We start from the raw sequence: 16,373 nt of genomic DNA, 5'->3' as shown, positions 1-16,373 counted from the left end.
GCAACTCACCGCTGATCCCACACATTCCGTGCAACTCCTCCGCGCGTCCCATGGAAAGGTTCGTCATGTCACCACGTGTTCTCGTCGTCTACTACAGCGCCACCGGATCGGTGCACCGGCTCGCGGAAGCCGTCGCCGAAGGGGCCGAATCAGCCGGCGCCGAGGTCCGGCTGCGCCGGGTCACCGAACTCGCCCCGCCCGAGGCGATCGCCTCGAACGCGGACTGGGCCCAGCACCGTCAGGACGTCGACTCGATCGTCGACGTGGCGACACTCGACGACCTCGAATGGGCGGACGGATACGCCTTCGGGACGCCGACCCGCTACGGCACGCCGGCGGCGCAGCTGAAGCAGTTCATCGACTCGGCCAGCAGCCTGTGGCATGCAGGCAAGCTGGCCGACAAGCCCGTCACCACGTTCGTGTCCTCGGCGGAGCAGCACGGGGGACAGGAGTCGACGATCATTTCCCTCAACAACGTCTTCTACCACTGGGGATCGGTCATCGTTCCACTCGGATACACCGACGACGTCGTGTACGCCGCCGGTGGTAACCCCTATGGGACGTCGTGGCCGGCCGGGTTCCCCTCGAGTCCCCCCGACGATGTGACGTTGAGCTGCGCCCGCTATCAGGGCGCACGGTTGGTGAGGTTCGCGCGGCTACTCGCCCCTGCGGGGATGGCGTTGTCCGGCGTACCAGGGGGGAATGACATGGGGGATCGGGCTCGGTGACGCGGCGGGTCGACATCTGGTCGGACATCCACTGTCCCTGGGCTCTGATCGCGGTCCATCGGCTGCGGCGGGCCCGGGCCCGCCTGGGCGCCGAGATCGTCTTCGTCCCGCGGGCATGGCCGTTGGAATGGGTCAATCACCGCGGGACCCCCAGGGACATCCTCTCGGTCGAGGTCGCCGCGCTGGCCTCCCACGAGCCGGAGCTGTTCAACCTCTATTCGGGGGAGTCGTGGCCCTCCACTTTCCTGCCGGCGTTCGAACTGGTGGCGGCGGCGGCCCGTACGGGTGGGGCCGAGCTGGCGGAGCATGTCGACTACGCCCTCAGAATCGCGTTCTTTCGGGATTCGGTGGATGTCAGCATCGAGGCCGGACTGCGCCGATCCCTGGACATCGCTCTCGAGTACCGGCCCGACTGCGATGTGGAAGGCGTCATGTCCGCCTGGCGGACGCAAAACGTCCGAGTGGACGTCGTACGTGACTTCACCGAAAGCCAGGGCGTGCGGATCCAGGGCAGCCCGCAGGTCGTCTGGCCCGACGGAACCTCCGTTCACAACCCGGGCATGACCGACCACCACTGGCGCGGCGGGCTGCTGCGGATCACTTTGACGGATCCGATGGAGCCCGACCGCCTGCTGGCGGAGTTCCTGGGCCGCGACGCGGCCGATCGTCCCGGGCCGCCGCGCCGGTAGCGGCCCGGGAGGCACACTTCTTCTCGGGATAGGATTAACGCGACAATTCGGGCGAGCGAGACGCCGTCCGTTATCCGCACCCGTCTGGTACCCGCCTCCAACACTTTGCCCCCGGTGGATCTCGCCGTAGATGTGTACTCCCCGGTCGGCGTTGAAGACGGCGGGTGGTCTCCGTGCGCTGTCTCCTGCCGCGGATCAGTGGCCTTCCGGCATGGCCCGCCTGGACGACCCCATACGCATCAATCCCGTGCTCCGGGGCGCGATGTGCGTGGCTCGCCCGGCGGTCCGGGGTGATGTCAGGTCGCGATTTCCCGGGGGTTGACACCAGCCGACCAGCGGACGCACGATGTGTTTCCATTAATCGAACTTGCTGAACGATTATCGGACAAGACGGGGACTCATCCTTCGCGTGAAGACGCACGACCCCAAGGAGCTGCTTCGGATGACGCCAACCCCTGACAACACCGAGCTCGCGCGGGGTCGCCTTTCCCTGCTCGGCGTGCTCACCCAGTCCATCGGATTCATGGGCCCCGTCTTCTCCATCGCGGCCCTCATGCCCCTGGTCGTCGGGTTGTCGGCGACCGGCCGCGGCGCCGGCGTCGCGACTCCCGCCGCCATCCTGATCGCCGCCGTCGGCATGGCGGGGGTGGGCTGGATCATCGCCCAGTACGCCAAGCGGATCCATCGGTGCGGCTCGCTCTACGACTACGTCAGTCTCAGCGCCGGTCCCCGGGTCGGTCTCGTCGGCGGTTGGCTCTACTACGGCGCGATGCTGGTCCTCGCGGCCGCGACCTTCCTCCTGCCCGGCGGCCTCACGCAGGATCTCCTGCGCAGCCTGCTGTCGGTCGACGTACCGTGGTGGCCGCTGTCGCTCGGATACGTGGCGATCGTCGTGGCCGTGCTCGTCATCGGCGTCCAGATCTCGATTCGCACGCAGCTCGCTCTCGCGCTGCTCTCGATGGCGGTCGTGCTCGCCTTCTCGGTGCGCATCATCCTCGCCGGCGGGCAGGGCGGGCACAGCCTGTCCGCGGCCCCCTTCAACCCGCTCGCGGTGGGCGGTCTGGACCTTCTGTACGGCGTCCTCTACGGCATCAACATGTTCATCGGGTTCGAGTCCGCCGCCAACCTCGCCGAGGAGACCGCGGAGCCGAAGCGGCACATCCCGCGGGCGGTCATGCTGTCACTCACCATCGTCGGGGCGTTCTACCTGGTGACCGCGTACGCCCAGGACATCGGGTTCGGCCTGGACGCGGAGGCGTGGAAGAACAGCGTCTTCCCGCTGCAGGCCCTGGCGTCGGGCGCCGACTTCGGCTCCCCCGTGTTCGGCCACCTCGTGTCGGTCCTGGTCATCCTCGACGTCCTCGCGGTCGCGATCGGAGTAGGCGTCGCGGTGACCCGCGGGATGCTCTCGATGGCCCGCGAGCAGCGGCTCCCGAAGGTCCTCGCCGTCGTCCACCCCCGCTACCGGACGCCGGCCCGTTCCGCCGCTCTCCTCGGTGTCGTCTCGGTCGTCTCGGTCATGGTGGTCGTGATCAGTGACGGACTCTTCTCCCGGGCGACCGGCCAGCCGGGCGTTCTCCAGCCGCAGTGGTCTCCGATGTTCGGCTGGATGGCGGGCTTCGGCGGGACGGGCCTGGCGCTGATGTACCTCGTGGTGAGCGCGGCAGGTGTCAAGGGCCTGTGGGGTCAGGTCAGCAGCGGCAAGCTGGTGGTCGCCTCCGTCGCCGGGGTGACGGTCGCGACGGGCGCGGTGTTCGGCGCCTTCTACCAGGCGGCGAGCCCTCTGGACACCATCCCATGGGCTCTGCTCGCGTGGATCGCGCTCGGCGTGCTCTGGTCGTACGTCGCGCTGCGCCGGCCGGCCGGGCTGGTCGAGGTCGAGGGAGGGGTCGCCCAGACCGCTCCGGCAGGGGATTGACGGTATCGACGCCACGCGAGGCATCGCACCGTCGCCATGACAACGAAGAGGAACCGGGTGATGACGACATCGCGCGCCACGGCGCACCCCTACGATCCGCTGACCGCCGAGGAGATCGAACGGGCCGTGCAAGCCGTACGTTCGGATCGGCCCGAGCTCGGCTCGCCGAGGTTTCCGCTGGTGCGGCTGGACCCTCCGGACAAGGAAGCCGTGCGGAGCCATGACCCCTCGCGGCCCGTCGCGCGATCGGCGTTCCTGGTCGTCTACGACCGCGACGCCGGGGCCACCTACGAAGCCCGTGTGGGTCTGGCGCGGAACGTCGTGACCTCCTGGAGGCACGTGCCGGGAGTGCAGCCGCCGATCATGATCGAGGAGATCCTCGCCCTCGAGGACATCGTGAAGAACGACGACGCCTCGATCGCCGCACTCGCCCGTCACGGGGTCGACGACCTGTCCCTGCTGCAGCTCGACCCCTGGTCGACGGGCACCCTGCCGGTCGAGGGCGTGGACGCCCGGCGCCGCGTCATCCGGGCCAGCGCCTACGTCCGGCGCTTCAAGGAGGACAACGGCTACGCGCGTCCTGTGGGGAACCTCGTGTTCGTGATCGACTGTGACGCCCGCTCCGTCGCCGCGATCATCGAAGGAGAGCCCATTCCGTTGCCGCCGGAGAACGGCAACTACGACGCCGGGAGCGTCGGCCCGCTGCGCGACGACCTTCGTCCCATCGAGATCGTCCAGCCCGAGGGCCCGTCGTTCACGGTGTCGGGCAACGTGATCGAGTGGCAGCGCTGGCGGCTGCACACGCACATCGACACCGTGGAAGGCCTGGTCATCAGCGACGTCTCCTACCAGGACGGTGATCGGCGCCGGTCGATCCTGCACCGGGCGAGCATCGGCGAGATGGTCGTGCCCTACGGCGACACCAGCGACGACTTCTACTTCCGGAACGTCTTCGACGCCGGAGAATACAACCTGGGCAAGACCGTCGGGTCGCTCAGCCTCGGATGTGACTGCCTGGGCGAGATCCGTTACCTCGACGCGGTGCTCGCCGACGAGTCCGGCAGCCCGCACACCGTCCCCAACGCCATCTGCCTGCACGAGGAGGACTACGGCATCCTCTGGAAGCACTGGGACTTCCGTTATGTCGAGCGGGCCGAGGTCAGGCGCTCCCGCCGCATGGTCGTGTCGGCCATTCACACGATCGGCAACTACGAGTACGGCTTCTTCTGGTACTTCTACCTCGACGGGACGATCCAGTTCGAAGCGAAGCTGACCGGCATCGTTCAGACACGCGCGATCGCCCCGGGGGAAGTTCCCGGATACGGAACCCTCGTCGCGCCGCAGCTGGACGCGCCCAACCACCAGCACCTGTTCAACATGCGTCTGGACATGGAGGTCGACGGCCCGCGCAACTCCGTCGTCGAGGTCGACGCCGTCGGCCTCCCGGTCGGGCCGGACAATCCCCACGGCAACGCGATCGTGGCCCGGCAGACCTTGATCGAGAACGAGCGGGCCGGGCGGCGCATGTGCGAGCCTCTCGCGGCCCGCACCTGGAAGATCGTCAACCCAGGGGTGCGGAACCGTCTCGGGCAGCCGGTGGCGTACAAACTGGTGCCCTTCGCCGGGCCAACGCTGCTCGCGGCCCCGACGAGCGATCTGGCCCGCCGCGCGGAGTTCGCCCGGGCGCACCTGTGGGTGACCCGCTACAGCCCCGACGAGCTGCACCCTGCCGGCGACTACCCGAACCAGCATCCCGGGGACGGGATCGGGGAGTGGGTCAAGCAGGAGCGTGACCTCGTGAACACCGACGTCGTGCTGTGGCACACGTTCGGCACCTCCCACCTGCCCCGTCCGGAAGACTGGCCGATCATGCCGTGCGAGTACGTCGGCTTCACCCTCAAGCCCGCCGGGTTCTTCGACCGCAACCCCTCGCTGGACGTTCCGCCGCCGGTAGGCCATGACACGGCGCACTGTCACCACGTGCCGGAACAGGACGATCAGTGAAGACCGACCGCCACACCGCGCACGAGGAACTCACCGGAGCGCAAGTCCTCCTGGAGACGGCCGCCGGTCGTGGCGTGTCGGTGTGCTTCGCCAATCCAGGAACCACCGAGATGCCGCTCGTCACCGCGCTCGACCACTCACCGGGGATGAGAGCGGTGCTCGGGCTGCACGAGAACGTGTGCACGGGCGCCGCCGACGGATACGCTCGGATCGCCCGGAGAGCCGCGCTGACCCTGCTGCACCTCGGGCCAGGGTTCGCGAACGGCCTGGCGAACCTGCACAACGCGCGCCGTGCGCACAGCCCGGTCGTCAACGTCGTGGGTGATCACGCGAGCTGGCACCTGCCCTTCGACGCGCCCCTGACCTCCGACATCGCCGCCCTCGCGGGCACCGTCGGAGCGCACCACGAGATCGATGATCGCGCCGCTGTCGCCTCGGTGACGCGGCGGGCGATCGACGACGCGCATGAGCGTCTGGGCGTGTCGACGCTGGTCGTGCCCGCCGATCTCCAGCAGCTGGCCGCCCAGGAGCCGCCACAGGAGGAGAGCCCTCGTGCCGCCCCCCGGCCCGGCGTCGACGAGGAGGCCGTGGAGCAGGCCGCCCACCGGTTGCGGGCCGCCGGTTCCCGGGGCGTTCTCCTCCTGGGCGGCGAGGGCCTGAGCCGCCTGGGCCAGTACACCGCCGGCCGGATCGCGGCCGCCACCGGAGCCCGTCTCTACAGCGAGACGTTTCCCACGCGAGCCGAACGGGGCGGCGGGCTGCCCCCGATCGACCGCCTGCCGTACTTCCCGGAGACAGCGGTAGAGGTGCTCCGGGACGCCGCGGTGGTGGTGCTGGCCGGGGTCCCCGAACCGGTCGCGTACTTCGGATACGAAGGGATCCCCAGCCGCCTGGCGCCCCAAGGGGCGGTGCACCGGCTCGCGGACGTCGCCCAGGACGTCGAACAGGCGCTGGTAGCGCTAGCGGAACTCGTCGGCGCTGCGGATCGACCCTCGGCCGGTGCGCAACGGCCGGTCGAGCATGCGCCCGGGACCGCCCTGACCGGGCAGACCGTCGGCGCCGCTCTGGCGAGCTGGCTGCCGGAGAACGCCATCGTCTCGGTCGAAGGTGGGACCTGCGGCTACCCCTTCTACTCGGCATCGGCCGCAGCGGCGCCCCACACCGTCCTGACCAACACCGGCGGCGCGATCGGCCAGGGACTGCCGGCCGCGCTCGGCGCCGCCATCGCCGCACCCGAGCGTCCCGTCATCGCCCTGCAGTCCGACGGCAGCGGCCTGTACACCGCGCAGGCGCTGTGGACCATGGCGCGCGAGTCGGCCGACGTCGTCGTGCTGATCGCCGCCAACCACGCCTACAACGTCCTGCGCACCGAGCTCGCCCGCCACGGAAGCACCGAACCGGGTCCCCAGGCCGCACGGCTGACGAGCCTCGGCGAGCCCGCGATCGACTGGGTGTCGCTCGCGCGAGGTTTCGGAGTCCCGGCGAGCGACGCCAGCACCGTCGATGAGCTGCGCGTCGCGTTCACCGACGCGCTCCGGGCGCGAGGCCCGCACCTTATCCAGATGACGATGTGAGGACCGCGATGTCGTCCGAAATTTCGCTCTCCCAGACGGTGCGACGGTTCGTGAACCGGCCGCAGCGCATGCTCATCGGCGGCGAATGGGTGGAATCCCGAACCGGCGAGACCCTGGAGTCCGTCGATCCGGCGACGGGCCGGAAGCTGACCACCATCGCACGGGGTGACAGCGCGGACGTCGACCGGGCCGTCGGCGCGGCGCGCGGCGCCTTCGAGTCGCCGGCCTGGCGGGACATCTCCCCGCTGGACCGCGGGCGGCTGCTCAACAACCTGGCGGAGCTGATCGAGGAGCACGCCGACGAGCTGGCGCTGATCGAGGCGCACGACAACGGCAAGCCGGTCAAGGTGGCCAGGGCCGTGGACGTCGGCTCCAGCGCGAAGCTGTTCCGATACTTCGCCGGGTGGCCGAGCAAGTTCGAAGGCAGCACCGTCCCGGTGTCGCCCCGGGGCGGGCTGAAGATCCTCAATTACACGCTGCACGAGCCCATCGGCGTGGTCGGCGCGATCGTCCCGTGGAACTTCCCCATGTCGATGGCCTGCTGGAAGCTGGCCCCCGCCCTGGCCACCGGAAACACCGTGGTGCTGAAGCCGGCCGAGGAGACGTCGCTGTCCACGCTGCGGCTGGCGGAGCTCATCCAGGAGGCGGGCTTCCCGGACGGGGTCGTCAACGTGATCACCGGCACCGGTGCCGAGGCCGGCGCGGCGCTCGCGGACCACCCGGGTGTCGACAAGATCGCCTTCACCGGGTCCACCGAGGTCGGGCGGCTGGTCGCGCGGGCCGCGACGGGCAATCTGAAGAAGGTGTCGCTGGAGCTGGGCGGGAAATCGCCGCACATCGTCCTGCCGGACGCCGACCCCGCGCAGGTCGCCGAGGCGGCCGCGGACGCGATCTTCTTCAACCAGGGACAGACCTGCACCGCAGGGTCGCGCCTGTACGTGCACAAGCGCATCTACGACGAGGTGATGGCCGCGCTGGTCGAGCGCGCCCGCCGCATCGTGGTGGGTCCCGGCACCGATCCGGGCACCGAGATGGGCCCGCTGGTGTCGGCGAAGCAGCTCGCTCGGGTGGGGGAGTACATCGTCTCCGGCCGGCAGGAGGGCGCCGAGCTGGCCACCGGCGGCGGACGGCCGGACGGGCTCGGCGAGGACTACCGCGACGGCTTCTTCCTGCAACCGACCATCTTCGTCGAGACCGACCATTCGATGCGGGTGGTGCGCGAGGAGATCTTCGGCCCGGTCCTGGTCGCGATGGAGTGGAACGACATCGACGACCTCGTCGCCAAGGCCAACGACACTCCCTACGGCCTTTCCGCCGGGGTGTGGACGCAGGACCTGAAGATGGCCCATCGCATCGCGGCGGCGATCCGGGCCGGAACGGTGTGGGTCAACTGCTACAACCTCACCGACCCGGGCTCCCCCTTCGGCGGCTACAAGCAGTCCGGCTGGGGACGGGAGATGGGCCGCGAGGTGCTCGAGCACTACACCGAGACCAAAAGCGTGTGGGTGAACCTCACGTGAGAACACCGAACCAGGAGAGGAACGTCGTGGATCTCGAGCTTCGCGGGCGGGTCGCCGTCGTCACCGGCGGCGCGCTCGGCATCGGCCGGGCCGTGGCCCGTGAGCTGGTGAAGGAAGGCGTCTCGGTGGTGATCGCCGCCCGGCGCAGGCATCTCCTGGAGGAGACCGCCAAGGAGATCGAGGCCGAGCTGGGTGGACGCGTCGTGCCTCTCGTGGCCGACACCACCAGCACCACCTCGGTGCGCGCGATGATGGATGCGGCGGCCGGCGAACTGGGCCGCGTCGACATCCTCGTCAACGGCGCCGCCGCACCGTCGGGACTGGTGCGCAACTCGGTCGACGAGGCCGACCCCGATCTCCTGCTGACCGACCTGAACACCAAGGTCGTCGGCTACTTCCGGTGCGCGCAGGCGGCCGCGCCGCACATGCGGAAACTCGGCTACGGGCGCATCCTCAACATCGGCGGGCTGACCGGCCGGTCCAGCCACGCCCTGTCCGGCATGCGCAACCTCGCCGTCGTGCACATGACCAAGGCCCTGTCGGACCAGCTCGGCCCGTTCGGGATCACGGTGAACACGGTGCACCCGGGGGTGGTGGAGACCGAGCACATCCACGAACTGTACGAGAAGGAAGCGGCCAAACAGGGCATCACACCGCAGCAGGTCGAGCAGAACTTCATCGATCGGACACCGATCCGCCGGGTCCTGACCGCGCAGGAAGTCGCCCGCACGCTGTGCTTCCTGGCCTCGCCGCACGCCGGCGGCATCACGGGTGAATCGCTCGGCATCGACGGCGGGCTCACCCGCGGCATCTTCCTCTGACCCTCGACCAAGGAGCATCGCCATGGAAGGAACGATTCTCGTGGCAACCGCCGGACAGGGTGTGCTGTCCAGCGCGGACGACGGCAGAACCTGGTACCGGATCCCCCCGGGGCAGGAAGTGGAGTTCGACGCCGTGGTGCGGTGCCTGGCCGTCCACCCCGCCGATCCACAGGTGATCTACGCGGGGGCTGACGTCGGCCTGGTCCGCAGCGACGACACCGGCGTGACCTGGCACCGTGTCGACTCTCCGATGAACGGCATGCACATCTGGTCGCTGGCCATCGACCCCGCGGATCCGGACCGCATGCTCGCCGGCACCGGCGCCCCCTCCCGGTCGGCGGTGTTCCGCACCACCGACGCCGGGAAGAGCTGGGACCGGCTTCCCCCCGAGATCCCCGAGTTCTGCGCCGGGGTCAACCGCCCGCGCATCCTCACGGTGACGTGGGATCATGTCGACAGCGGGGGCGCGTGGTTCGGCGTCGAAGAGGGCGGCCTGTGGCGCACGCGCGACCGGGGGTACACCTGGCAGCGCGTGGACGGCACCCCCGCGTCGCTGCCGGACGGGGTCACCAACTCCGACATCCACAGCATCGTGGTCCTCGCCGGTCCGCCCAAGACGATCGTGGTCGCGGTCGTCAACGCGCTGTTCGTCAGCCAGGACGACGGCCGGACCTGGACCCGGCAGGACACCCGCCGGAAGTACGGGATCTACTACACGCGCCTGGTGATGCCGATTTCCGGTACCGACGACCTGCTGCTCGGCATCGGCGACGCCACACCCGGCACGATGACGAAGATCCTCTACTCGACCGACCTCGCGCGGACCTGGACCGAGGCCGATCTCGACACTCCGGCCAACTCCACGGTGTGGGCATTCGGCACTCACCCGGCCGACCCCTCGACGGTCTTCGCCGGCACCAAGTACGGCCACCTCCTGCGGTCCACCGACGCCGGACGGACCTGGACCAAGGAATGGCGCGAGTTCCCCGAAATCACCGACGTGGCATGGACCCCGGCCGTCGCCGCGGGTCCCGGCGCCCACTAAGGAGGCACATGATGATGGCCAAGGACGACGCACCGCGGTCCACGACCGACGCCGTTTCCAGTGTGAAACCACGGGTGCGGCGCACCCACCTGTCGCTGTTCGTCGGCGACCCCGAGGTCTCGGCGAAATGGTACGAGGACGTGCTCGGCATGGAGGTCACCGCCCGCGGGCCTGAATGGGTCTTCCTCTCCTACGGGCTCAAGCACCACGACATCGCGCTGATCCGCGCCGAGGACGGCGCCAGGCCCGGTGGCATCGGGCTGCAGCACTACGGCCTGGAGATCGACGGCGACCTGGACGAGCTGCGCCGCCTGTACGGCATGCTGCTCAGCAAGGGTGTGCCCGTGGTGAAGACGACCGACCACAAGGTGGGCTTCGGCGTGTACTTCACCGATCCCGACGGCAACCGCTTCGAGTTCTTCTGCGAGACCGTGCAGGACGACGAGGAGGGCAAGCGGATCCTCGGCGAGCACAACGCGCCGAGCGAGACCGTCGATCTCGATCCGCTCTACACCTGATCACTGGAGAGACCCATGCGCGACCCAAATTTCGAGGGCTACCACATCCGCAAGTGGTTCACCTACATCGAGGACACCCTGGCCACCGAGACCGGCGCCCTGGCCGACGGCGAGCCGGTGCGGAAGATCGTCATCGCCGCGGCGATCCACAACCCCTACGCGGGCCGCTACAGCGAATCCCTCGACGAGATCGTGGGCCGCTCGGCCGCGCTCGGCCTGGAGTTCGGCCGCCGCGTCAAGTCGGCGGCCGAAGGCCGGCCGATCGAGAGCTACGGCAAGGCCTGCCTGGTGGGAACCGGCGGCGAGTACGAGCACGGCAACGCCTTCCTCACCCAGGTGTTCGCCGACCCGGTCCGGGAGGCGGTCGGCGGAGGCAAGTCCTGGGTGCCCTCCACTGGCAAGCGCGCCGCCCCGGGCACGAGCATCGACGTGCCGCTCGCGCACAAGGACGCGCTCTACGTGCGCTCGCACTACGACACCGTCACCGTGACCTTCACCGACGCGCCCGCACCGGACGAGGTGGTGGCGATCTTTGCCTTCGCCACCCGTGGGCGGTTGCACGCGCGCCTCGGCGGGCTGACGGCCGGTGCGATCGAGGGCCGAGACGGGCTGCGGTGAGCGTGGCCGTGCCGACGAAGCCGACCGCGGGCGCCGACCGGTTCACCACGCTGAACGGTCTGCGCGCGCACTACGTGGAGTGGGGCGTGCCGGACGCGCCCCCGATCGTGCTGCTGCACGGTCTGCGAAGCTACGCGCGGACGTGGGAGCCGGTGGCGGCGGAGCTGGCCGATCGCCATCGGCTCATCGCCCTGGACCACCGGGGCCGCGGTGACAGCGCCTGGGATCCGGCGGGCGAATACGTCACCGATGCCTATGTCAGCGATGTCGAGCAGCTCGCCGACGCGTTGGACCTGCGTCGCTTCACGCTCGTCGGTCATTCCATGGGCGGCACCAACGCGATCGTCTACGCGGCACGGCACCCGGAGCGGGTCCGGCTCGCGGTGATCGAGGACATCGGGCCCGGTTCGTCGGCGTCCGGCGCGGGCGCGGAGCGGATCAGGCGCGAACTCGGGCGGACGCCGCGCGCGTTCGCTGGGCGGGACGAGGCGCTTGCGTACTGGCGGAGCGTGCGCCCGGACATGTCGCAGGCCGCGCTCGACTCCCGGATCGACAACACCGTCCGTGCGGCCGCCGGCGGCCAGTGGGTGTGGAAGTTCGACCTCGAGGGCATCGCGCGGGTGCGCCTGGATCCCGACCCGGCACGCACCGTAGATCTGTGGCCGCACGTCGAAGCGCTGCGGTGCCCGACGCTGGTGCTCCGCGGTGCCCGGTCGGACTTCCTGCCCGCCGCCACGTGCGCCGAGATGGCCGCCCGCCAGTCGCTGCTCACCTGGCAGGAGATCCGCGGGGCCGGGCACTATGTGCACGACGACAACCTGGCCGACTACCTGACCGCCCTGCGGGAGTTCCTGGACCGGCATCGGGAGCGGCCATGACCCGCACGCTGCGGACCCAGGTCGCCGTGGTCGGCGCCGGCCCGGCGGGCGCCACCCTTGCGAACTTTCTCGGCAAGTACGGCGTGGACGTCCTGCTCATCGAGCGCTCCCTCGAGATCATCGACTACCCGCGCGCGGTCGGCATGGACGACGAATGTCTGCGCAGCTATCAAGCCGTGGGCCTGGCCGACGAGCTGATCAAGGACATGATCCAGAACGTGCCGCTGCGGTTCTTCGACGGCCGCAACCGGTGCTTCGCCGACGTCCGGCCGGCCACGCGCGAGTACGGCTGGTCCCGGCGCAACATCTTCGTGCAGCCCAGCTGCGAAGTGGTGCTGCGCCGCGGCCTGCACCGGTTCCCCTCGGTGCGTGTGCTGCTCGGGCACGAGGTCGTCCGGCTGGAGCAGGACGGCGACGGGGTCGAGCTCGACGTCCAGGCTCCCGGAGGAGAGACCCTGCGGGTCCGCGCCGAGTACGTGATCGGTGCCGACGGAGGCCGCAGCACCGTCCGCGAGCTGCTGGGCGTGGAGCTGGAGGGCGACACGCATCCGCGCAAGTGGGTGGTCGTCGAGTGTGACAACGACCCTCTCGACGCCCAGTACACCGCGTTGCACTGCGATCCGGCGCGGCCGTACGTCTGCGTCCATCTGCCGCACGACCTCCGGCGCTGGGAGTTCATGGTGTTCCCCGGCGAGGACGACGACGAGATGCTCAAGACGGACAAGGTGCACGAGCTGCTCGGCCACCATGTCGAGGACCCGGCGCGGCTCAACATCATCAGGGCACGCGTCTACACCCACCACTCGCGGATCGCCCGGCGGTTCACCGTCGGCCGCGTGTGCCTCGTCGGTGATGCCGCCCACCTCATGCCGCCCTGGGCGGGTCAGGGGATGAACACCGGCATCCGCGATGTCACCAATGTCGCCTGGAAGATCGCCGCTGCCGTCAGGGGGCACGCCGATCCGGGCATCCTGGCCACGTACGACACCGAGCGGCGCCCCCACGCGCAGGCGATGATCGACCTGTCGACCACGCTCGGCCGCATCCTGTCACCCACCAACCGCCTGGTGGCGACCGCACGCGACGTGTTCTTCCACGCCGTCGTGCGAGCGCCGGCGGTGCGCGACTGGGTCCTGCAGATGCGGTTCAAGCCGATGCCGCAGTACACCGACGGCGTCGTGGTCCCCGACGGGGGCGGCCGGCGGTCGCCGGTCGGGCGCATGTTCATCCAGCCTCTGGTCGAGAACGCCGAGGGCGACGTCCTGCGCTTGGACGACGTGCTCGGCCCCTGGTTCGCGGTGGTGGGCTTCGGCGCCGACCCGGCCGAGCACCTCTCCGGCGCCCAGCGCGACTACCTCACCGCACTCGGCGCCACCTTCGTCAAGGTCGTCGACTCGCGCGCCGGCCGGGCGCGGCGCGCGACCGTCAACCCGGAGACGCGGGTCGTCGAGGACGTCGAGGGATATCTGCGCGAGTGGTTCACCCGGCACTCCACCCGCTTCGTCCTCACTCGCCCCGACCGGTACGTCGCGGCGCGCGCCGACGAGGCCGCGCTCGGCCCGGCCGTCGACCGGCTCCACCGGCTGCTCGGCCCGGCCAACACTGATACGGAGCAGAAGTAACCATGATCGTCGAAGAACGCAACTACGGCCTCCGGCCAGGTGGGGTCATGTACCTGTGGGGATTCCCCTCCTGGGAGGATCGTGGCCGGCGGCGGGCCGCGCTGATGGCAACTCCGCACCGGGGCCGATCGCGGACTCGGCGGTCAACTCCGGGTCAGATCTCGTGCGCTGCGGCTGATTCGGTCGAGCGCGACGCGGGCAGCAACGACGGCCGGGTGATGGTGGCTGCCAGTGCGGGTAGCGATGAGCACGCGCCGAGCGTTCGGCGGCGTCAGCTCGGTAAGTGTCACTGTAGGAGCGTGGACGCCCCAGGCAAGTTTGGGTAGGAATCCGACCGCCTGCCCGGCTTCGATCAATCGCACGTGGAAGGTGAGGTCGGTCGACTGGTAGCGAACGTGGGGTTCAAAGCCGGCTTGGCGACAGACGGCGCTGGCCCAGCGCCTGGCGGCATTGCCCTCGGGCTCCATGACCCAAGGCAGGTGTGCGAGAGCTGCGAGTTGCGGCGGCTCGCCGTCCGGTGGGGTGGCCAGAAGAAGAGGATCCTCGAGGAGAAGCTGAGTGTGCAGGCCGGTCAGAGCCGACGGCGGCTCTCCCGGGTAGTCCTCGGCGATGACCAGGTCGAATTCGTGCGCGACAAGCGCCCGCAGCGGTGTGCGTTCGTTCTCCTGATGCACGTAGACGCGAAGCTGCGGATGCTCGCGCTGAAGCAGCTCTACGGCAGGTAGGACCAGAGTCTTAGCAGCAGTCTGGAAGGTTGCAATCCGCAGGTCCCCCTCGAGCACCGTTTTAGACCGCGCGATATCGGCCTCAGCCTGCTCGAGCCGGTCCAAGATCACCTCGATATGCCCCACCAGCATCTCCGCCGCGGGCGTCAGACGGACCCGACGTCCCATAGGTTCCAGGAGCGGGACGCCCACCTCGGCCTCCAGCTGCGAAAGCTGCGAAGAGATGGTCGAAGGACTGTACGAGAGGGCCGAAGCCACAGCTGCAAGGGTGCCGCGGTGCTTGAGTTCGCGCAGCAACCGAAGCCGGTGAAGGTCGTACATCACGCACCAATCGCCGCCCGCGACCATCGATTCGTCGCTTGAGATAACGAATCGTACGCGAAAACATTTGCCGCCCCGCATTGAGGGCATCCAACCGCCACGACCACCAACCCGGCGAACCTACGCGGTCACAGCACTACATGCGGCTTCTTCCCAGTTGATTGGTCGAAAATATCGATGAGTGCGCATCGATAACGACGACTGGACCGGGCAATGGGCGGCGCATAGCATTCCAGAACCGCGAGAATCGGCCACCCGAAATCCGCGGTACGGCCGACGCAGCCCGCGGCAGAGCGGTATCGGTCGTCCGTCTCCCCACGCTGTCGTCGCTGCCTGCCGGCCCGCCCGCCGCAGGCCGATCAGATATCCCGCCATGCAATTTCGGAGCGGCCATGAGACCACCCCGTGCACGTTGGCGCGTACGCAGCCATCCTGCTCGCCTGTCACTACTGCTGGGAGCGGTCATGCTCTCGATCGCCCTGCTCGGCGTCGTGGCAGTGGGCGGTCCGACGTACGCGGCTGGTGATCGGACCGTGCAGGGAACGTTGCGCAACTCTGCCGACAACAACGCACCGGTCGCCGGGGTGAAGATCAATGTCCAGTCCAGTACGGGTAAGACCTACACGGGCGTCAGCAACGACCAAGGCCGGTTCGCGATCACTGTGCCCGGCAGCGACTCGGGCACCCTGGCCGTCATCTTGGACACCAAGACGCTTCCCGATGGTGTGCAGGTCCGCGACGGAGCGTCGAACACCTTGCGGCCAACGGGCACCTTGAGCACGATCACCGTCAACTTCCCCCTCGGTCCCGATACGCGTCGAGTGTCGACGGTGTGGGACCAGGTCCCCCAACTGCTCTACAACGGTCTGCTGTTCGGCCTGGTGCTGTCATTGGGGGCTCTTGGCCTGTCCATGGTGTTCGGCACGACGGGACTGTCGAACTTCTCCCACGGCGAGCTGGTGACCTTCGGGGCATTCGCCACCTATCTCGGCAACCGGGTCATAGGGCTGCCCATCGCGGTGGCGGTGGCGGTGGCGGTAGCGCTGTCGGCACTGTTCGGCTACCTGAACGAAAAGGGTTTGTGGGGTCCACTCAGACGCCGCGGAACGGGACTCATCGCCATGATGATCGTCTCGATCGGTCTGCAGTTCTTTCTCCGGAACTTCTACCAGTACTTCACAGGCGGCCGCGCCTTGACCTACCGCGAATACGTCACGCCCGCCGGCCGAGACGCCTTCGGCTTCTTCACCTACACCATGCGAGACGGGACTGTACGGTTTTCGGTGTAACTCCTGATCAAGGAGAACGCACCTGATGAGTACTGTGATCCAGGCATCGACGGAGATCGACCTGGAGGACGCCGCAGTGGCACGCAAGGAGCCCAAGGACGCA

At 69.0% G+C, this 16,373-nt stretch carries 14 protein-coding genes; 13 read left to right on the top strand and 1 reads right to left on the bottom strand.

Annotated features, from left to right (window positions below; translation table 11 throughout):
* The first annotated feature begins 65 nt into the window (after positions 1-65).
* The 12 genes from wrbA (at position 66) to ACTWPT_RS43975 (ending at position 13,935) form a co-directional block, all read left to right on the top strand.
* Entirely contained in the window at positions 66-728 is a 663-nt protein-coding gene (gene wrbA / locus ACTWPT_RS44030) for an NAD(P)H:quinone oxidoreductase (RefSeq protein WP_443183497.1), read from the top strand.
* A complete protein-coding gene (locus ACTWPT_RS44025; RefSeq protein WP_443183496.1) occupies positions 725-1,417 on the top strand; it encodes a hypothetical protein in 693 nt (230 codons plus the stop codon). Before wrbA ends, ACTWPT_RS44025 begins: the two co-directional genes overlap by 4 nt.
* A 442-nt stretch (positions 1,418-1,859) precedes the next feature.
* On the top strand, positions 1,860-3,335 hold the full coding sequence (locus ACTWPT_RS44020; protein WP_443183495.1) for an APC family permease: 1,476 nt from the start codon (positions 1,860-1,862) through the stop codon (positions 3,333-3,335).
* 60 nt (positions 3,336-3,395) lie between these two features.
* A complete protein-coding gene (locus ACTWPT_RS44015; protein WP_443183494.1) occupies positions 3,396-5,339 on the top strand; it encodes a primary-amine oxidase in 1,944 nt (647 codons plus the stop codon).
* Positions 5,336-6,913: an acetolactate synthase large subunit gene (locus ACTWPT_RS44010; protein WP_443183493.1), complete on the top strand. Its 1,578-nt coding sequence runs from the start codon at positions 5,336-5,338 to the stop codon at positions 6,911-6,913. Before ACTWPT_RS44015 ends, ACTWPT_RS44010 begins: the two co-directional genes overlap by 4 nt.
* A gap of 8 nt (positions 6,914-6,921) precedes the next feature.
* Positions 6,922-8,433: an aldehyde dehydrogenase family protein gene (locus ACTWPT_RS44005; protein ID WP_443183492.1), complete on the top strand. Its 1,512-nt coding sequence runs from the start codon at positions 6,922-6,924 to the stop codon at positions 8,431-8,433.
* A gap of 26 nt (positions 8,434-8,459) precedes the next feature.
* On the top strand, positions 8,460-9,254 hold the full coding sequence (locus ACTWPT_RS44000) for an SDR family NAD(P)-dependent oxidoreductase (protein ID WP_443183491.1): 795 nt from the start codon (positions 8,460-8,462) through the stop codon (positions 9,252-9,254).
* A 22-nt stretch (positions 9,255-9,276) separates the two neighbouring features.
* On the top strand, positions 9,277-10,299 hold the full coding sequence (locus tag ACTWPT_RS43995; RefSeq protein WP_443183490.1) for a WD40/YVTN/BNR-like repeat-containing protein: 1,023 nt from the start codon (positions 9,277-9,279) through the stop codon (positions 10,297-10,299).
* Between the two features lie 8 nt (positions 10,300-10,307).
* Positions 10,308-10,817: a VOC family protein gene (locus tag ACTWPT_RS43990; RefSeq protein ID WP_443183489.1), complete on the top strand. Its 510-nt coding sequence runs from the start codon at positions 10,308-10,310 to the stop codon at positions 10,815-10,817.
* A gap of 15 nt (positions 10,818-10,832) precedes the next feature.
* On the top strand, positions 10,833-11,435 hold the full coding sequence (locus tag ACTWPT_RS43985) for an amino acid synthesis family protein (protein ID WP_443183488.1): 603 nt from the start codon (positions 10,833-10,835) through the stop codon (positions 11,433-11,435).
* An 8-nt stretch (positions 11,436-11,443) separates the two neighbouring features.
* A complete protein-coding gene (locus ACTWPT_RS43980) occupies positions 11,444-12,313 on the top strand; it encodes an alpha/beta fold hydrolase (protein WP_443183487.1) in 870 nt (289 codons plus the stop codon).
* A complete protein-coding gene (locus ACTWPT_RS43975) occupies positions 12,310-13,935 on the top strand; it encodes a bifunctional 3-(3-hydroxy-phenyl)propionate/3-hydroxycinnamic acid hydroxylase (protein ID WP_443183486.1) in 1,626 nt (541 codons plus the stop codon). Before ACTWPT_RS43980 ends, ACTWPT_RS43975 begins: the two co-directional genes overlap by 4 nt.
* 143 nt (positions 13,936-14,078) lie before the next feature.
* Here ACTWPT_RS43975 and ACTWPT_RS43970 read toward each other — a convergent pair whose 3' ends face one another.
* Positions 14,079-15,062 (bottom strand): LysR family transcriptional regulator, encoded by a 984-nt coding sequence (locus ACTWPT_RS43970; RefSeq protein WP_443183485.1) that lies wholly within the window; start codon positions 15,060-15,062, stop codon positions 14,079-14,081.
* A gap of 383 nt (positions 15,063-15,445) precedes the next feature.
* On the opposite strand from ACTWPT_RS43970, the gene ACTWPT_RS43965 reads away from it, so the two are divergent.
* Positions 15,446-16,270 (top strand): ABC transporter permease subunit, encoded by an 825-nt coding sequence (locus ACTWPT_RS43965; protein WP_443183484.1) that lies wholly within the window; start codon positions 15,446-15,448, stop codon positions 16,268-16,270.
* The last annotated feature ends 103 nt before the right edge of the window (positions 16,271-16,373 follow it).

This window comes from Nonomuraea sp. 3N208, from assembly GCF_052245935.1.
Lineage (GTDB): Bacteria > Actinomycetota > Actinomycetes > Streptosporangiales > Streptosporangiaceae > Nonomuraea.
This window is presented reverse-complemented; position numbering and strand designations above follow the sequence as displayed.